The sequence below is a fragment of the Bradyrhizobium genosp. SA-3 genome, assembly GCF_004212635.1.
Classification (GTDB): domain Bacteria; phylum Pseudomonadota; class Alphaproteobacteria; order Rhizobiales; family Xanthobacteraceae; genus Bradyrhizobium.
This window is the reverse complement of sequence record NZ_PSRT01000158.1, coordinates 1-17,946: the sequence shown is the minus strand read 5'-3', so window position 1 is coordinate 17,946 and position 17,946 is coordinate 1. Positions and strand designations below refer to the sequence as shown.

The following is a 17,946-nucleotide window of genomic DNA, read 5'->3' as shown; positions in this document are numbered from 1 at the left end:
CGAGCGCCCGGGCTGGCCTGCTCCGCCAGGCGCCTGCCCCGGCGATCCCGGGAATTGGCCGACCGCGCGCGCCGAATCGAGCTGAAGGCCGCGTGAGCGATCGAACACGCCGTTGACCACCATGCGTGCTTCGCCGGCGGCTGGCCCGAAGCGCGAGCTGTCATGGGCGATGAGCCCGGAGCCGAGCTGGAGGTTCGATCCCATCCTCTGCACGTAGGCCTCGACCGACAGGCGGCTCGCGCCGACGAGATCCGAGAAATCGTCGATCCGCGTGCGCGCGGCCTGCATCGCGCCCTGGCTCGCACTGCCCTCGATCTGGACGCGCTGGCCGACGAGCAAGGGATCGACGCCGTTCAGCTTCAACCCGCCGATTCGCAAGCCGTCCGGCCCGCGTTCGACCAGCCCCGTCACGCGCGCGGCCGCATCGCGCCGCGGCTCCACCAGGCTTGCGACGATGACCCCGTCAGTACGGCGCAAGCCGTAGACGGCAACCTGCGTGCCCGTCCGGAGCTTGCTCTCCTTGTCGCCGGCGACGATCTTCTGGCCGAGCACGGTCAGCTCGTTGCCCTTCACCTGCTCAATCGGACCGGAGACCTCGCTCGCGATCGTGATGTTGCGCGTGATCAGCGTGCCGTCGGCCTGACGGGTCGCAACCACGCGCGCGAGCTGACCGATGCGCAGCGCCTTGGCGCTGGCCGCTTCGCCGTCGATCCGGACCGGAACGTCGCTCGCATAGGTGACGCGCTGGCCGTTGACGTAGATGCTGCCGAAACGCTGGATCACGCCGACGATGCCGGTGCCGCCGATGCCGTGATCATCGCCGCGCGTGATCCCGGTGCCGCCGATGCCCTGATCGGTGCCGCGCTTGACCTGCGCACGGGCGAGGCCCGTGCCGGCGAGCCAGAATCCCATCAGCAGTAGGCGGCGGGAGATGAGCGGCGGCCGGCTCATGACGAAGCGCCCTCTTTGCCACCGTCTTTGCCGCCCTCCTTCGCCCCGCCTTCCTCATCGGCATCTTCGCTGTAGATGTAGAGGCCGAAATTCCAGCGCGCGTTGCCGCCCTTGTCCTTGGCGAGAGCCCGGTTGGCCTCACGGTTGGCCGTCTTCAGCGCATCCATGGCAAGCTCGCGCGAACGTGCCTCGAGCTTCCGTGCCAGCTTCGGCGAGATGTTGTTGTAGTGCACCGCGCGTTCGAGGAAGCGTGGCGCCCCAGCGACGTTTTCCGCGGCAGCCGCGATATGGTCGTGCAGATTGCGGCCGAGATAGTGCCATTTGCCGTCGTCCTCACCGCTGGGAACGAAGGCGGCCTCGACCAGCTCGATTTCGTCAGCGTCGTTGATGGTGACGAGCTTGCGGTCGATCCATTCGTCAAGCACCGCGCGCGGGCGCACGTCCTTGGTGACGGAAGCGACGAGTTGCTCGAACGACGGCGCATCGCCCTCGGCTGTGCGCGGCAAGGCGAGCGGCTCGCCCTTGGCATCGGTGAATTCCGGCGCGGCAAGCCAGCGCGCGATCACCGCACTGGTCAGCGATACCGCCGCCGGCGCCTCGTGCACGGGTGCGCCGGCGCCGCGCAGCCGCGCCACCTCCTTGCGATGGATGCCGGTGAGCAGGCTGACCCGGCTGTCGGTCTGCTCTTTTCCCTCCAGCGCGAAATCGTGCTCGGCGACATTGACGAAAAGCTCGCGAAGCAGCTGCGCCAGCGCCGGAAAGGTCATGCCACTGCGGATGCACAGCCGCACGAGCGGGCGCAGCAGCCGCGCCAGCGGCGCGTGCAGCTTCCCGGCGGCATTCGGCTGCGGCGCCATCGGCTTGTCGGCCGATTTGTCAGCCTCCTTGGACCCGGACTTGGCATTCATGTCTGAATTGTACCGATGCCTCACGTGGGACACAATCCCACTTTTTTCATCGAGGGCCGATTGACGTGGTAAATTTTCCCACATATACGAGCCACCACTGAGGGCGCGACGTAGAGGGACTTAAAACCCATGGTTGACCGCTTGGTCCGCATTTCCACTTCACCGCCTGCTATGCCGACTCCCGATTGGGGGCACGGCGCGATCGAGCCGATGCTGCCGGCGCTGCTGCGCGGCGCGATCTTCATTGCGGTGCTGGCCGCACCGTTCCTCGCCGCGCTTCTCGCAGGCTGACCACCGTCATGCATCACACCCACGAAACCCCGCGCCGCCCGTCGGTGCTGCACATCTTCAAGGTCTATTATCCCGACCTGTTCGGCGGCACGCTCACGGTGATCCGCGACATCTGCGCGAGCCTGAAAGATGCCTTCGCCTCCGCCGTGCTGGTCTGCTCGCAGTCGGCCGAACGGCGCGAGATCGTCGTCAACGACGTCGCGGTCGAGCGCGTCCGCTCGTTCGGCAATCTGTTGTCGCTGCCGGCCGCTCCCACCTATCCCTGGCGGCTGTGGCGCAAGATCGCCGCGCACGATCTGCTCGCACTCCACGCCCGCTTCCCGCTCGCCGACCTCGTCTTTGCCTTCGGATTCGGCGCCAAGCGGCCGCTGGTGGTGCACTGGCACGCCGACATCGTCACCCATGCCGGCCTGCGCTGGTTCGTCGAACCGTTGATGCGGCGGACCTTGCGGCGCGCCAAGGCGATCATCGTCTCGGACCATGTGCTGGTCGACAACACGCCGTTGCTGCGCGAGTTCGAGGACAAATGCCACGTCGTGCCATTCGGCATCGACACCACGGGCTATGACTGGCCGAAGATCGAGCCGCACCACGTCAACGATCGCGGCCGGCTCGTGCTGGCCTGCGGCCGGCTGGTGCCCTACAAGGGTTTCGACGTGCTGATCCGCGCCGCTGCCGCACACAATTTCGAGGTCTGGATCATCGGTGAGGGCACCGAGCGGCCGCGGCTCGAGCAATTGATCCACGAGCTCGGCCTCGGTGACCGCGTCCGCCTGCTCGGCTCAGTCAACGATTGCGAGCGCATCAAGCTGATGTGCCTTGCCGACGTCTTCGTGATGCCATCGGTGACCAGTGCCGAGACGTTCGGCCTCGTCCAGCTGGAAGCCATGGCCGCCGGCCGTCCGGTCGTGAACACGGCGCTCGACACCGCAGTGCCACGCGTCGCCCGCCACGGCACGGAGGCGATCACTGTGCCGCCCGGCGACGCCGCCAAGCTGGGTGAAGCCATCGATACGCTGATCCGCGATCCCGAGCGCCGCCGCCGCATGGGACTATCGGCGCGCACGCGCGCCCTCACCCGCTATTCGGCCACGGCCTTCAAGCAAGGCATGGAGGCCGTCTACCGCGAGGCCATCGCCGCACCGAGCGAGCAGCGATCGGCGATCGCCGATCCGCCGCAGGCGACGGGGTGGGTGGACACCGTCCGGATCGCGGCGGCGCTGGCCTGGTCCGACATGCGACACCGCTATGTGCGCTCACTGCTCGGCCCGTTCTGGATGTCGCTCCAGATGGCGATCGTGGTCGCGGTGCTCGGCTCGGTGATCGGGCAGATGTCGAACGCCGACGTGCTGTCACGCCTGCCCATGCTGGCGCTGTCGATGACGGCCTGGACCTTCCTCAACAGCGTGGTGCTCGATGCCACTACGGCGCTGCAAAACTCCGCGAGCCTGATCCGCGACCGGGCGCTGCCGCCGGTCATCTTCCTGCTGCAATGCACGTTCCGTCAGGCGCTGTTCGCGCTCCATAACGCCTGCGTGCCGCTGCTCCTGTGGCTTATCCTGTCCCGCCACGATCTCTCTCACGCACTGGCGGCGCTGCCTGGCCTCCTGCTGTTCGTGGTCTGCACATTCGCCCTGAGCCTCGTCCTCGGTGCGATGGCAACGCGCTATCGCGACCTCAAGCCGATCATCGAATCCACATTGATGCTCGCCTTTCTCGCCTCACCCGTGATCTGGTCGTCGGAGATGATCAACCATCGCTCGACGGTGATGCGGATCAATCCGCTGACGCATCTGTTCGCGGTGTGGAGGGAGCCGCTGGCGGGTGGCCATGTCGATCCCGTCAGCATCGTCTATGTCCTTGTCGCACTGGCGCTCCTGATCTGCGCGAGCGTGCTGACGCTGGTCCATCTGCGCAAAGCTGCATTCTGGATCTGACGCATGGTCTCGATCAGCCTTCACAACGTCTGTCTCGACTATCCGCTCTACGGCGCCTACGACTATTCGCTGAAGCGGCGGCTGCTCGGCCATCTCATTCGCGAGCCGGGCGAGATGCGGATCATCCGCGCCGTCGACAACGTCACGATCGAGGCCGAGGCGGGCGCCCGCATCGGGCTTGCCGGCCCCAACGGCTCGGGCAAATCGACGCTGCTGCGGCTGATCGCCGGCGTCTATCCGTCGAGCAGTGGCAACATCGCAATTCAAGGCAACGTCGTGCCGCTGCTCGGCCTCAACGCGGGCGTCAATTTGGATTTCGTCGCCGAGGACAACATCGCGCTGCTGCTGCGGATCAGCGGCCGCAAGCCGACCCGCCGCGTGATCGACGAGATCTGGGCCTTCACCGAGCTCGAGGCGCGCATGCAGCGGCTGCCGCTGCGGATGTTCTCCTCGGGCATGCTGATGCGGGTGCTGTTTGCGACCGCCACGGCGTTTCCTGCCGATATCCTCCTGCTCGACGAATGGCTCAGCGTCGTCGACGAGCACTTTGCGGAGAAGGCCCAGCAGCGGCTGCTGAACCTCGTGTCGCAGGCGGCAATCGTGATCATCGCCTCGCACGATCAGCCGCTGCTGCGCCGCACCTGCACCAGCATCATCAATCTCGATCACGGCCGCGTCGCCTCGACCGTCATGGTCACCCCGCCGGCCACCCACACCTTCGAGCTCCGCGAGAAACGCGCATGAAGCAGAACATCCTTGTCGTGTCCGAGGCACTCGGCGAGCCCAACCACAAGCGCGGCATCTTCCACTTCACACGTGAACTGATGCGCTCGCTCGCGGCCGAGGGGCACGAGCTGACGCTGCTGGTCGAGACCACCCGGCGCTATCGCAAGCTGCACCGGCGCGAGCGGCGCACCAAACTCTTTCCAGCCCAGTCACGCAATATCGAGCTGCTTGCCCTCTACCGCTTCCTCGACGAGGTCAACATGGGCGAGCCGGTCGCGCGCGGCGGGCTGCGGCGCACGCTCGACTGGATCCGCCACAAGGCCACCATGTCGGTGTCGTGGGACTACATCGTCTGCTTCCTTCGCGCCGTCGGCCTGCGTGGCCTGCACGCCCGGCTGATCGAGAACAGGACCGACGCGCTCGAATACGTCCCGCCGGACCTGCGCCATCTCGAGCTGTTCCGCGACTTTCAGCTCGAGCCCGGCTTCTACAGCTATCAGGACTCCTCAGCGTTCTTCCTGCTGCCGCCGCCGCGGGTGGACGCGCGCGACTACGACGTCATCGTCGTGGATACGCCGACGAGGGTGGCGATCAGGCGCAGGCCCGACGCCAAGGTGATCTGCGTGGTCCATGATTTGCTGCCGCTCACCGACCTCAAGCTCAGTGACGTCGCAACGCGGCTGTTCCTGTCGCGGCTGCTCACCAGCCTGCGCCAGGCCGACGAGCTCGCCTTTGTTTCAAACTATAGCATGATGCGGTTCAGGGAACTGTTGCCGCAATTTGCGCACCTGCCGGCGCGGGTCGTGTATCCCCGCACCCGGTTCGACGCCCCGGATGTCCTGCACCTGCCAGCCCCGTCGGGGCGTCCGGGGCGGCCGAGCTTCGTCGTCATCGTCTCGAACGAGCCGCGCAAGAACGTCGCCACCGTGGTCCGCGCCTTCCGCGGCGTACCCCACGCCGATCTCGTCGTGATCGGTTATGCCGGTGAGATCAGCCGGATGCGCAATCTGCCGCCGAACGTCCGCTTCGCCGGCTATGTCGACGAGCACGAGAAGGCGGTCCTGATCGCGGAAGCGCACGGCCTGATCATGCCGAGCTTCGCCGAACGTTTTGGCGTGCCGATCATCGAGGCGCTGGCCGCGAACACGCCGGTGCTGTGCTCCGACATCTCCGTCTTCCGCGAGGTCGCGGGCGAGCTCGCCGACTATTTCGATCCGTTCTCGACCGAGGCGATCGCAGCCTCCGTCACCCGCGTGCTGACGCGGCAGGAGGAGTGGCGCGGCAAGATCCGGGCGAGGCGCCATGAGCTCACTGAGCGCTTCGGCTACGAAACCCAGGCCCGGGATTTCCTCGGTCATGAGATGCCGAGAGAAAGCCTGGTCGCGGCACAGTAGGCGTCAGCCAGATGACAGCTGAGCAGGCAGCATGGTCCGGTCCGGCCGCCCCGCCAACTTTGCGCGACCGATGGCAGGCCCTGGGCCGTTCCGCCGCGCTGTTCCGCGCTGCCGACATGCTCGCCGTCCTGATCGCGGCGTCGCTGCCCTGGTCGACCACGGCGCCTTCGATCTTCGTCGGGCTTTGGCTGCTCGCGGTTACGCCGACCATCGACTGGCGCGACTATGCGCGCGGGCTCGTGCGGCCCGCGCTTGCCCTGCCCTTCGTCTTCCTGCTGCTCGCCCTCATCGGCACGCTGTGGTCGGACGGCGCATGGGCCGACAGGCTGCATGCGATCAAGCCGGTGGCAAAGCTCGTGCTCGTTCCGCCGCTGCTCTACCATTTCAGCCGGTCCGAGCGCGGTTCGTGGGTCTGTCTCGCCTTTCTCGCCTCCTGCGCGCTGCTTGCGCTCTTCTCCTGGATCGTGCTGCTCGATCCCAGCTGGAAGATCACCGCGACGGCGTCATCAGGCGTTCCCGTCAAGAATTACATCGACCAGAGTCAGGAATTCACGCTCTGCGCGTTCGCGCTTGCACTCCCTGTGTTGACATTCTGGCGCAGCGGACACGTGGTCGCGACAGCCGCCTGCCTGGCGCTGATCCTGCTGTTCGCCACCAACATGGTGTTCGTCGCGTCCGCTCGCACGGCGCTGCTCTGCATCGCGGTGCTGCTGGGCTTATTTGCCTGGAAGCATCTGAGCCGGCGCGCGGCACTGCTCCTGCTCGCGGCCACGCTCGCCGCGAGCGCGCTGGCCTGGACGACATCGCCCTATCTGCGCCAGCGCATCACCGATATCGCCGTCGAATACTACCACGGCCATGAGGACATCAGCCGCGCCTCGACGGCACAGCGGCTGACCTATTGGCGCAAGTCGGTTCACGCCTTTGTCGAGGCGCCCCTGATCGGCCACGGCACCGGTTCGATCAAGCGCCAGTTCGAGCGCGCCGCCACAAGCGGGAGCAGCCTCGATGCCGAGGTCGTCAGTAATCCGCACAACCAGACCCTCAACATCGCCGTGCAATGGGGCCTTCTGGGCGTCGTCCTGCTCTACGCCCTCTGGATCGCACATCTTCGCTTGTTTGCAGGGGAAGGCCTCGCCGCCTGGATCGGCCTCGTCGTCGTGGTGCAGAACGTCACGAGCTCGCTGTTGAACTCGCACCTGTTCGATTTCCACGAGGGCTGGATGTACGTGCTCGGCGTCGGCGTCGCCGGCGGCATGGCGCTGAAGGCGAGAGCCGGCAGCCGGCCCTGACTATTGGCGCGCTCGTGGCCGACCGGAAACTTAGCCGCCGCGGCGCAGCAGTCCTAGCACACGTCCGTCAATCACCAGCAACGCGCTGCCGATGACGATTGCGCCGGCGATCTCGCGCATCGAGATCGGCTCACCCAGCACCAGCCATCCCAGAAGGATGGCCGTGACGGGAATGAGCAGCGTCACCAGCATGACATTGCTCGCGCCCGAGCGCCGCAGGATCTGAAAGAAGACGATGTAGGCGAGCGCCGTCGACAGGCCGGCAAGGCCAAGCACCGCAAGCCAGGTTGTGAGGCTCGGCATCGGAAGGCGCCAGGGTTGCTCCACCGCGCCGGCGACGGCCGCCATCATCACGGTCGACGCCATCAGTTGAAACGTCGCCGTGCCCAGCGGAGCTGCGTCCTTCAGCAATCGCCGCGCCGCCAGTGCCGCAAAGGCATAGCTTAACGCGCCGCCGAGGCAAAGCAGGATGCCGAGCCCCTGCCCTGGCCTCGTTTCGAAGCCCCATCCGCGCAGGATGATCACGCCGAGGAGCCCCAGCGCCACCCCGACCATGCGACGCATCTGCAAGGTCTCGTCGCCTGCCGCCGCCATCACCACCACAGTGAACAGCGGCGTGGTCGCGTTCAGGATCGAGGCCAGCCCACTCGGAATGAAAGTCTGGCCGACCACGATGAGCGAGAATGGAATGACGTTGTTGAGCAGCCCGATCGCGACGAACGGCCTCCAGCCCATCGTGCCCGTGGGGAAGCCGATCCCCTGCACGCGCAGCAACGGCAGGAGAATGGCGGCGCCAAGCGCGACGCGCAGGAACACCAGCGTCAGCGGCGGCAATTCCCGTAACCCCGCGCCGTTGAAGAAGAACGAGCCACCCCAGAGCACCGAGAGCACGGCGAACAGCGACCAGTCGCGCGCATCGATCCGGTTGTCGTTCGGGGGCATGGCGTCTCACCTCGGCGGCCGAGCCATCGCCTAGAACGATGCGGTGGACAATGCCACCCGATTTCCGATGAAGCACCGGTTTACAAAACCGGTGCTCGGAATGAATGGAGCGGCCAAGGCGGCCCCAAGTTGATACGCTTGTCTACGACGGCGCCTTCGGTCGTGACACCAGCTCGATCATCCTGCCTTCATCATCGTCGGGCATCACAGCCTTCGCCTGCGCGTACGCCTCGACCGCGGCACGTGCGACCAGTGGCTTATCAGCCAGCAGACTCTCGGCGAGCTTCACCGCGTAGGCGGCATCCTTGTGCCGCAGCGCCGACGTGAAGGTCGCGCCGCTGAAATCGCGGGCGACCATGCGCCTGGAGTGGCGCTGCACCTGGGGGCTTGCCGCAACGCCCGCCTGAATCGACTCCAGCACCAGGTTCATGTCGAGCCCGGCCTGCTCGGCGATCGCAAGGCCCTCGGCGAGGCCGGCGATCTGGATCGCGCCCATCAGATTGTTGATGAGCTTGTAGACCGTGCCGGTGCCGATCGCACCGAAATGGCGGATGGTCGAGCCGATTGGGTCGAGATAGGGCCGCGCGCGCTCGAGATCGGCTGCATTGGCGCCAACCAGCAGCGTCAGCTTTCCGCTAGCGGCCGCATCGGGCAATCCGGTCACGGGGCAGTCGATGTAAATGAGCCCGCGCGCGTTCAGCTCGCGGCCCATCTCGCGGGCGTGGTCATAGGAAACAGTCGAGCACTCGATGGCGATGGTGCCGGCCTTCGCGGTCTTGGCCGCGCCCTTGAGCCCGAGCCAGACCGCACGCGAGGCCTCGTCATCGGCGACCATGGTCACGACCGCATCGGCATCGATCGCGGCATCCTCAGGGGACGTCGCCCAATGCGCGCCGCGGGCGATCAGGTCTTCGGCCTTGACCTTGCTGCGATTCCACAGCGTCACCGTGAAACCGGCATCGAGATAGCGGCCGGCCATGCCGTGCCCCATCCGCCCAAGCCCGATGAAGGCGACGCGGGGCATGATCAGTCCACGTCCTCGATGTCGCCGCTGGTGGTGCCGAAGGCGCGCTGCGCCAGCGTCGCGGCCATGAAGTCGTCGAGCTCGCCGTTGAGCACGCCGGATGTGTCCGAGGTCTGCACGCCCGTGCGCAGATCCTTCACCATCTGGTAGGGCTGCAGCACATAGGAGCGGATCTGGTGGCCCCAGCCGATATCGGTCTTGGCAGCCTGGTCGGCGGCGGCTTTCTCCTCACGCTTCTTCAGCTCGATCTCGTAAAGGCGAGCACGCAGCATATCCCAGGCCTGCGCTCGATTCTTGTGCTGCGAGCGGCCGGCCTGACAGACCACCGCGACACCAGTCGGGATATGCGTCAGGCGCACCGCGGATTCGGTCTTGTTGACGTGCTGACCGCCGGCACCGCCCGAACGCATGGTGTCGGTGCGGACGTCGGACTCCTTGATGTCGATCTTGATGCTGTCGTCGATGACGGGGAACACCTGCACGCTCGAGAACGAGGTGTGCCGCCGCGCGTTGGAGTCGAACGGCGAGATGCGCACCAGGCGATGCACACCGGCTTCGGTCTTCAGCCAGCCATAGGCGTTATGGCCGGAGACCTGGATCGTCGCCGACTTGATGCCGGCCTCTTCGCCCTCGGATTCTTCCAGAAATTCGACCTTGAAGCCGTGGGTTTCGGCCCAGCGCGTGTACATGCGCAAGAGCATCTGCGCCCAGTCCTGACTTTCGGTGCCGCCGGCGCCGGCATGGACTTCGAGATAGGAATCGAAGCGGTCGGCCTCGCCCGACAGCAGCGCCTCGAGCTCGCGCCGCGCCACCTCCTTCTTGAGGTTCTTCAGCGCGGCTTCGGCCTCGGCAACGACACCGTCATCGCCCTCGGCCTCGCCGAGCTCGATCATGCCGATATCGTCTTCGAGTTCCTGCTCGACCTTGCCGATGCCCGACAGCGCATCCTCCAGCGAGGTGCGCTCCTGCATCAGCTTCTGGGCCTTCTGGGGATCGTTCCAGAGATCGGGATCTTCTGCGAGCTTGTTCAGCTCAGCGAGGCGTGCCGTCGATTTCTCGACGTCAAAGATGCCTCCTCAGCAGCCCGACTGACTGCTTGATCTCTTCTACCAACCGTTCGATTTCGGCGCGCATGTCGTTCTCTGGAATTGTTCCGCGTTTCGATTGCAACGGGGATGTAACGGCGGCGGCGCCAAAGCGCAACCGCCCGCTCCCTCAAACGTCAGCGTTATCCGCTAAAGCATGATCCGGAAAAGTGCGCAGCGGTTTTCCGAAAAGATCATGCTCAAACAACAAGCTAAAGCGCGATGACGATTCATCCTAATCTCATCGCGCTTTAGTACAGCCCGCCGGTGCCCGGCCGCATGAAGAAGCCGGAATCCGGCTGCTGCTGTTGTGACGCCGGCATGCGCCCATCCGCATCGGCCACGCCGATGACCGAATAATTATCCGGCGGCGCCGTGCCTGGCTTGAAGGCCTCCAAAATGGTTCCGCCGGTCTCGCCGGGACCTGCGCGCATGCCGGTCTTGGCGACGACGCGCACGAGCTTGATGCCGGCCGGCACCTTGAACGGAACGGCGGGCTTGTCGGCGAGCGCGAGCTTGAGGAAGTCGCGCGCGATGGGAGCTGCCAGATGGCCGCCGGTCGCGGCGTTGCCTTTGCCCAGCGGACGCGGCTTGTCGTATCCCATATAGATGGCGACGGCGACGTCGGGCGAGAAGCCGACGAACCAGGCGTCCTTGGCCTCGTTGGTGGTGCCGGTCTTACCGGCGATCGGCTTGCCGACTTCCTTGACCACGGTCGCGGTACCGGCCTGCACCACGCCCTCCATCAGCTCGGTGATCTGATAGGCGGTCATGGAATCCAGCACCTGCTCGCGGCGGTCGATCAGCTGCGGCTCGGTCTGATTCTTCCAGCCGCCCGGCGCGTCGCAGCCGCGGCATTCGCGCTGGTCGTGCTTGAAGATGGTGCGGCCGTAGCGGTCCTGGATGCGGTCGATCAAGGTCGGCTTCACCCGGCGGCCGCCATTGGCGAGCATCGAGTAGGCCGTCACCATGCGCATCGCCGTCGTCTCGCCGGCGCCGAGCGCGTAGGACAGATAGTTCGGCAGCTCGTCATAGACGCCGAAGCGGCGGGCATATTCCCCGATCAGGGGCATGCCGATGTCCTGCGCGAGGCGCACCGTCACGGTGTTCAGCGACTGCCGCAGCGCGTTGCGCAACGTCACCGGTCCCTGGAACTTGCCCGAGGAGAAGTTTTCAGGCCGCCACACGCCGGCGCCCTGGCCCTGGTCGATTTCGATCGGCGCGTCGAGCACCACGGTCGACGGCGTATAGCCGTTGTCGAGCGCGGCCGAATAGACGATCGGCTTGAACGACGAACCCGGCTGCCGATAGGCCTGCGTGGCGCGATTGAACTGGCTTTGGTCGAACGAGAAGCCGCCGACCATCGCGAGCACACGGCCGGTCCAGGGATCCATCACCACCATCGCGCCCGACACTTCGGGGATCTGACGCAGCCGGTACTGGCCCTCGACGGGCTGGCCGTCCTTGTAGAGCGGATCGGCATAAATGACGTCGCCGGGCTGGAGCACCTGCGACACCGCCGTCGGCGTCTTGCCCCTTGTGCCACCCTGCGTGGCCCGCGCCCAGCGCACGCCGTCGACCGTGACGATGCCGGTCTCGCGTTGCTTGCTGATGGCACCGCCAAGCTCGCGGCTCGGCTGGAAGCCGATGCGCGCCGACTGGTCGCTGGTCTCCAGCACCACCGCCATGCGCCATGGCGAGATGTCGGAGAGCGACTTGATCTCGGCAAGCTTCACGCCCCAGTCGCCCGAAATGTCGAGCTTGCTCATGGCACCGCGATAGCCCTGCTGCTCGTCATAGTTCACGAGGCCGGTGACCATGGTCTTGCGCGCCATTACCTGGATTTTCGGATCGAGTGTGGTGCGGACAGAGAGACCGCCCTCATACAGCTTCTTCTCGCCATAGCGCTCGAAGATGTCGCGGCGGACTTCCTCGGCGAAATATTCGCCGGCGAAAGTGTGGGCCCCGTTGGAGCGGCTGGTGACGGCGAGCGGCTCCTTGCGCGCCTTCTCGGCGTCGGCCTGCTTGATCCAGCCGTTCTCCTGAAGACGGTCGATCACGTAGTTGCGGCGCTCGACGGCGCGGTCGCGGTTGCGCACCGGATGCAGGGTCGCCGGCATCTTCGGCAGCGCGGCCAGATAAGCGGCTTCGGCAACGGTGAGCTCGTTGACCGATTTGTCGAAATAGACCAGCGACGCCGCCGCGATGCCGTAGGCGCCGAGGCCGAGATAGATTTCGTTCAGATACAGCTCGAGGATCTTGTCCTTCGAGTAGGTCTTCTCGATACGCATCGCCAGCAAGGCTTCCTTGATCTTGCGCGCGAAGGAGACCTCGTTGGTCAGAAGGAAGTTCTTGGCGACTTGCTGGGTGATGGTGGAGGCGCCCTGCGGACGCCGGTTCGAGCCGTAGTTCTGGATGTAGACCAGACCTGCGCGCGCCATGCCGGTGTAGTCGATGCCGCCATGCTCGTAGAAGTTCTTGTCCTCGGCCGCCAGGAACGCGTTGATCACGAGCTTGGGCACTGCCTGGATCGGCAGATACAGCCGCCGCTCCTTGGCGTATTCGCCGAGCAGCGAACCGTCGACCGCGTGCACGCGGGTCATCACCGGCGGCTCGTAATCCTGAAGCTGAGAGTAGTCCGGCAAGTCCTTGGAGAAATGCCAGATCAGGCCTGCCACGGCCCCGACACCGACAAGGAACACCACTGTTCCCGCGGCGAACAGGAAGCCCATGAACCGCACCAGCAAGCGCATTATGTGTTTATCCGTTCAAACTCTGGATCAGCCCAGTATCAGCCCCTTGGCACCCCAAACAGGGGCCAACCTTTACGTCGCGAATTCACCGGCTTACGCAATCACATCAGTGCCGGATTTTAGACGCTTGCAGAGCGGGATTCTCTCCGATTCCGGAACCCCCTGCGGCATTTTTATAAAGCGCCCGCTGTGGCCAAACTAGGGCTTTTGCGGCGGGACGGAAAAACCCTTTCAGTTCGAAGACCCCCGGGTCGTCAATTTGACGATCCCGCCGTGGCCATCCGCTTGGCCAAAAACCCGTCGATCGCCTGCGCCATGGAGCCCACGGCACGGGACCGCCAGCCCTCGGAGACCAGATGCTCGAGGTCTCCCTTGTTCGAGACATAGCCGATCTCGACCAGCACCGAAGGCACGTCGGGCGCCTTCAGCACCCGGAAGCCCGCCGACTTCAGGGGATGCTTGTGCATCCGCACCGTCGACTTCATTTCTCCCATCAAAAGGCGGGCGAAACGGTTTGAAAAAGTGCGGGTTTCCCGCTGCGTGAGGTCGATCAAGATGTCGGCGACGTCGGTCGGCTCCTCCGCGAGGTTGAAGCCGGCGATCGCATCCGCCCGGTTCTCGGCGTCCGCCAGCCGCTGGGCCTCGGCGTCGGACGCCTTGTCGGAGAGCGTGTAGATGGTCGCGCCTTGCGCATCGCCCTCGGCACGAGGCAGCGCATCGGCATGAATCGAGACGAACAAAGCGGCCTTGAGATTGCGGGCGATTTTGGTCCGGTCATTGAGGGGAATGAAGGTGTCGTCGTCCCGCGTCATGACCACGCGGTATTTGCCCGCCTTTTCCAGTTTATCGCGTAGCGCCAGCCCAAAGGCCAGGACGAGGTTCTTCTCGCTCTCGCCGCTCGACTGCGTACCGTTATCGATGCCGCCATGGCCGGGATCAATCACGACCACCGGACGGCCATCGGCCTTCTGGTGCGCGGCATCCGGGGTTGCCGTGGCGGGAACCGTGGCAGGCGGCGGCTCGGCGATCGCAGGCCTCAGTTCGGGACGGTTTTCGGGCGCGAGCGATGGCGCAAAGGCGGCGCGGTGGACCTCCTCCAGCTCGAGCACGAGCCGGGCCGGCTGGCCATTGGCGGCCTCGACCACGTAGGAATTGGCGATCTTCGCCGGCCCGGTCAGGTCGAACACGATTCGCGAGCCGCCGGGCATGACGAGCCCGTAGCGGAAGGCCTTGACCAGCCCCCGCCCCCCGCTGCCGGTACCGGCGGGCAGCTGAAAATTCACTTGCGGCACGTCCACCACCACGCGGTAGGGGTCGGCGAGCGTGACGGCACGAAAGGTCACGGTCTGGTCGATGTCGAGGATGAAGCGGGTCTGCTTGCCATCGCCAGCCAGACGGGCGGCCGAGGCGATTGGAAAATTCGCTACCGCAACAGAGGGTTGCGACTGGCTTTCCGCTGCGCTCAGGCGCGAGGAATCAGCATATGGCAATGCTGCGGCGCACAGCAGCACGCATCCCAGCAAAACCCTTTGATTCGTGCGGCTCGCCACCGATTCCGTGCCTCCGAGCAGCCTCTTTAACGCAATAGAACCACAGGGTTAAACGATCCTTAATGACGGATATGCGAAACTCGCTGACTGTGACCGCCGTGCGACGCTCCCTTGCACGGATGGCTCATTCCTCGTATGTACGGACTGCTGACGGCCGATATTCCCGGTTGTGTCGCATTCAGCCTCCCGGTGCAGCGCCGGAACTCCCAAGGTTTGGGAATTCCAGCGTTTTCCGTTCCTCTCTAAGACCAGCGCGGTGCGCGGCAACGAGATGGAGCGGGGCAAGCCCCGGCGGCGGACGGTCCTGGGTTACCACTCACGTCACCCGGGCGGTTCTGACAGCGACGTAACCCATTAACCCGGTCCCTTGATCCCAAGGGAGCGGTTCGCGATCCCCAAGGCGAGCGCGCTCGCGCCATGCCTGGCCAGCAGCAACTGATTGAGGGGCGGCCTCGCCGCCCAATGTTTCATACGGGCCGACGCTTGATGCGCCAGACTGTGCCGACGAATTCTGAAGGACCATTCGCGACGCTGCGGATTGAAAATCCCGCGCGCCCCCATGGTCCTGAAGCTTCCGGTTCGGCAAGGCGCGAGAGACGGCGTTTCGGCCTTCCCCTCACCCCCGAATCAGGTGGACCGTCGCGTCACCCGGCGGCGCGATACGCGCCCACGGTGAATCGCGCCCGCCGCCGCCAAGAGTTAAGACATGCCCAACAAGATGTTGATCGATGCCACCCACCCGGAAGAGACCCGGGTCGTCGTGGTCCGCGGCAATCGCGTCGAAGAGTTTGACTTCGAGACCGCACAACGCAAGCAACTGCGCGGGAATATCTACCTCGCCAAGGTCACCAGGGTCGAACCCTCGCTCCAAGCCGCTTTCGTCGAATATGGCGGCAACCGCCACGGCTTCCTGGCCTTCAGCGAAATCCATCCCGATTACTACCAGATCCCGGTCGCCGACCGGCAGGCGCTGATCGAGGCCGAGGAACAGGCTCATCGCGAGGCCGAGGAAGAGAGCGAGAACCGCTCCCATGGCCGCCGCCGTTCGCGCCACCGCAACGCCCGCCGCCGCGGTCATGGCGAACGCGTCCGTAGCGACATCGTCGAAGGCCTCGAGGCCGGCGTCGATCCCGCGGCCCAGCCGGTCGAGGGCGAGGCCCTGCCGGCGCAGACCGAGGGCGCTTCGCACGAAGGTGAGCACCTGCACGCCGATGCCGAGTACGACGGCCGCGATCATCACGAACACGATCATGGCGATGATCAGCCCCATGATGACGATCACCATCACGCCCACGCTCATGACGACCAGGGTGATCACGGCGAGCATGATCATTACGACCATGATCAAGCCGACGAGACGCCCGCACCTGTCGCGGCCGTCGGCGCCGAGCCCGTGGTTGCGGCCGAGACCGTTGCCGAGCCGCAGGAGGCCGCCGCCCCCGAAGCCCATGCCGAGGCCTTCGCCGAAGCTGTAACTGTCGCCGCTGAACCGGCCGATGCCGTTTACGCCGCCGACGAGAGCGCCGAGGCGGCGCATGCCAAGGCGGCAGAAGTGACGGCCGACGACGAGGACGAGGACGAGGACGGCGAGGAAGCCGAAGAGGAGCTCGTCGAATCCGTCGGCGGCGACGACGTGCTGGAGGAAGTGCCGGAGCGCACTTTCCGCCCGCGCCGCCAGTACAAGATCCAGGAGGTCATCAAGCGTCGCCAGGTGATGCTGGTGCAGGTCGTCAAGGAAGAGCGCGGCAACAAGGGTGCCGCGCTGACGACCTATCTGTCGCTCGCCGGCCGCTATGCCGTCTTGATGCCCAACACCGCCCGCGGCGGCGGCATCAGCCGCAAGATCACCAGCGCCCAGGACCGGTCGCGCCTGAAGGAAGTGGTGCAGGATCTCGACGTGCCCGAGGGTATGGGCATCATCCTGCGCACCGCCGGCGCTGCCCGCACCAAGCCCGAGATCAAGCGCGACTTCGAATATCTGATCCGGATGTGGGAGACGGTGCGCGACCTGACGCTGAAGTCGCAGGCCCCGACCCTCGTCTACGAGGAAGGCTCGCTGATCAAGCGCTCGCTGCGCGACCTCTACAACAAGGAGATCGACGAGATCCAGGTGGCCGGCGAATCCGGCTATCGCGAAGCGCGCGACTTCATGAAGATGCTGATGCCCGCCAATGTCAGCGCGGTGAAGCAGTATCGCGACGGCCAGCCGCTGTTCTCGCGGATGGGCGTCGAGAGCCAGCTGGATGCGATGTTCTCGCCGACCGTGCAGCTTCGCTCCGGCGGCTACATCGTCATCAACCAGACCGAAGCGCTGGTCTCGATCGACGTCAACTCCGGACGATCGACCCGCGAGCACCATATCGAGGACACCGCGCTCAAGACCAATCTGGAGGCGGCCGAAGAGGTCGCCCGCCAGCTCCGCCTGCGCGACCTCGCCGGCCTGATCGTCATCGACTTCATCGACATGGACGAGAAGCGCAACAACCGCGCGGTCGAACGCAAGCTGTCCGATTGCCTCAGGCAGGATCGCGCGCGCATCCAGGTCGGACGCATCTCGCATTTCGGCCTGCTGGAAATGTCGCGCCAGCGCATCCGCGCCAGCGTGCTGGAGAGCTCGACCGATCCCTGCCCGCACTGCGGCGGGACCGGTCATGTCCGCTCAGTCTCCTCGGTGGCGCTCCAGCTGCTGCGCGGCCTCGAAGAGATCCTGATGAAGGGCGCGACCCACAATCTCGTGGTTCGCACCCGCACCGACGTCGCGCTCTACGTGCTGAACCACAAGCGCGGTCATCTGCGTGATCTCGAGAACGGCTTCAAGGTCACGCTGTCGGTCATCGCCGATCAGTCCGTGAGCGGACCTCAGGCTTACGTTATCGACCGCGGCGAGCAGGTGCATACGCTGGAAGCTGCCAAGGCGCTGCTTGCGGCGCAGGCGGCTGCGAGCCCGCCGCCTATGGTCGAAGACGCCTATGAGGACGAGGAGTTCGATGCGGAGCTGGAATCCGAGATCGAGTCCGAGGAGACCGAAGGTCTCGCCGAGGAGCAGGCAGCCGGTGAGGCAGCCCCCGAGCAGGACGGCCAGCGCCGCAAGCG

13 protein-coding genes are annotated in these 17,946 nt (G+C 65.5%); 6 read left to right on the top strand and 7 right to left on the bottom strand.

The window, feature by feature from the left end:
* Nucleotides 1-951 (bottom strand): DUF5666 domain-containing protein (locus CWO91_RS35980; protein ID WP_130220200.1); only part of this gene is annotated, 951 nt, incomplete at its 3' end.
* On the bottom strand, nt 948-1,859 hold the full coding sequence (locus CWO91_RS35975; protein WP_130220199.1) for a DUF6502 family protein: 912 nt from the start codon (nt 1,857-1,859) through the stop codon (nt 948-950). The genes CWO91_RS35975 and CWO91_RS35980, both read right to left, overlap by 4 nt.
* A gap of 129 nt (nt 1,860-1,988) precedes the next feature.
* On the opposite strand from CWO91_RS35975, the gene CWO91_RS43425 reads away from it, so the two are divergent.
* From CWO91_RS43425 to CWO91_RS35955, 5 genes are read left to right on the top strand one after another with little or no spacing between them, the layout of a single operon-like run.
* Nucleotides 1,989-2,150 (top strand): hypothetical protein, encoded by a 162-nt coding sequence (locus CWO91_RS43425; RefSeq protein ID WP_165405953.1) that lies wholly within the window; start codon nt 1,989-1,991, stop codon nt 2,148-2,150.
* Nucleotides 2,151-2,158: 8 nt separating this feature from the next.
* Nucleotides 2,159-4,087 carry a glycosyltransferase gene (locus CWO91_RS35970; protein WP_130220198.1) on the top strand — a complete coding sequence of 643 codons (1,929 nt, stop codon included), beginning with the start codon at nt 2,159-2,161 and terminating at the stop codon, nt 4,085-4,087.
* A 3-nt stretch (nt 4,088-4,090) separates the two neighbouring features.
* Entirely contained in the window at nt 4,091-4,831 is a 741-nt protein-coding gene (locus CWO91_RS35965; protein WP_130220197.1) for an ABC transporter ATP-binding protein, read from the top strand.
* Nucleotides 4,828-6,207 (top strand): glycosyltransferase family 4 protein, encoded by a 1,380-nt coding sequence (locus CWO91_RS35960; RefSeq protein ID WP_165405952.1) that lies wholly within the window; start codon nt 4,828-4,830, stop codon nt 6,205-6,207. Before CWO91_RS35965 ends, CWO91_RS35960 begins: the two co-directional genes overlap by 4 nt.
* Nucleotides 6,208-6,218: 11 nt before the next feature.
* Entirely contained in the window at nt 6,219-7,499 is a 1,281-nt protein-coding gene (locus CWO91_RS35955) for an O-antigen ligase family protein (RefSeq protein WP_130220196.1), read from the top strand.
* A gap of 30 nt (nt 7,500-7,529) precedes the next feature.
* On the opposite strand, the gene CWO91_RS35950 is transcribed toward CWO91_RS35955, so the two are convergent.
* From CWO91_RS35950 to CWO91_RS35930, 5 genes are all read right to left on the bottom strand, one after another.
* Nucleotides 7,530-8,441, bottom strand: a complete 912-nt coding sequence (locus CWO91_RS35950; RefSeq protein WP_130220195.1) for a DMT family transporter — start codon at nt 8,439-8,441, stop codon at nt 7,530-7,532.
* A 142-nt stretch (nt 8,442-8,583) separates the two neighbouring features.
* The gene (locus CWO91_RS35945) at nt 8,584-9,567 is read right to left on the bottom strand and encodes an NAD(P)-dependent oxidoreductase (RefSeq protein WP_349643607.1); all 984 of its coding nucleotides are present in this window, start codon (nt 9,565-9,567) and stop codon (nt 8,584-8,586) included.
* Nucleotides 9,468-10,599 (bottom strand): peptide chain release factor 2 gene (prfB, locus tag CWO91_RS35940; protein WP_128934108.1). Its coding sequence is split into 2 segments (ribosomal slippage): nt 9,468-10,529 and nt 10,531-10,599, totalling 1,131 coding nucleotides; the frame shifts between segments, so codons are not numbered across the junction. Before prfB ends, CWO91_RS35945 begins: the two co-directional genes overlap by 100 nt.
* A 202-nt stretch (nt 10,600-10,801) precedes the next feature.
* On the bottom strand, nt 10,802-13,303 hold the full coding sequence (locus CWO91_RS35935; RefSeq protein ID WP_130220193.1) for a penicillin-binding protein 1A: 2,502 nt from the start codon (nt 13,301-13,303) through the stop codon (nt 10,802-10,804).
* A gap of 254 nt (nt 13,304-13,557) precedes the next feature.
* Entirely contained in the window at nt 13,558-14,853 is a 1,296-nt protein-coding gene (locus tag CWO91_RS35930) for an N-acetylmuramoyl-L-alanine amidase (protein WP_130220192.1), read from the bottom strand.
* Nucleotides 14,854-15,559: 706 nt separating this feature from the next.
* On the opposite strand from CWO91_RS35930, the gene CWO91_RS35925 reads away from it, so the two are divergent.
* On the top strand, nt 15,560-17,946 hold a 2,387-nt coding region (locus CWO91_RS35925; RefSeq protein ID WP_130220191.1), incomplete at its 3' end, for an Rne/Rng family ribonuclease.